The organism is Pseudoalteromonas sp. BSi20652 (assembly GCF_000239855.1).
GTDB lineage: Bacteria > Pseudomonadota > Gammaproteobacteria > Enterobacterales > Alteromonadaceae > Pseudoalteromonas.
This window is the reverse complement of record NZ_BADT01000176.1, coordinates 1-543: the sequence shown is the minus strand read 5'-3', so window position 1 is coordinate 543 and position 543 is coordinate 1. Positions and strand designations below refer to the sequence as shown.

Here is a 543-nt window from a genome sequence, read left to right as displayed (position 1 = left end):
GTAAGCGTCTAGCCAAGTGCACCTGCAAGTAACTCGTCAAAACTATTAAGCTATCCCTGAATTTCAATTAAGAGGTAGCTATGAGAAAAACACGTAGCCTTGAGCAATGGCGTAGTATTATAGAAGAGCAACAATCGAGTGATTTAACTATCACTGAGTATTGTCAGCAAAATACTTTATCAAAAACAACTTTTTATGCCGCAAAAAACAAGCTAAAGGCATTACCTGGCAATTTTGTTCGCGCCAAAATCACTAAACAACCTGACGTTATCAAGCCGCAACAGCCGATAACCCTCACTGTTGGCAAAGTAAAAGTCAGCTTGCCATCAACAACGCCTGCAACTTACCTCAACCAATTGTTACGCGAGTTTGCCTGATGAAAATGTTTGTTGAACCCGAGCGTATTTATTTACACCGCGATGCTGTGGATTTTCGAAAATCGATTGATGGTCTGGTCGCCATCGTTGAAGGCGAGCTTGAACGTGATGCCTACACTGGCGCGCTATTTTTGTTTTGCAACAAAGCGAAAGATAAACTCAAATT

Annotated in this window: 2 protein-coding genes; both read left to right on the top strand. The window is 41.4% G+C overall.

Features of this window, described 5'->3' with window-relative positions; translation table 11 throughout:
- Positions 1–80 precede the first annotated feature (80 nt).
- Positions 81–377, top strand: a complete 297-nt coding sequence (locus tag P20652_RS04565) for a hypothetical protein (protein ID WP_008170939.1) — start codon at positions 81–83, stop codon at positions 375–377.
- Positions 377–543, top strand: a 167-nt coding sequence (gene tnpB / locus P20652_RS21510; RefSeq protein WP_033017783.1) for an IS66 family insertion sequence element accessory protein TnpB, incomplete at its 3' end; no start/stop codon positions are given. The genes P20652_RS04565 and tnpB, both read left to right, overlap by 1 nt.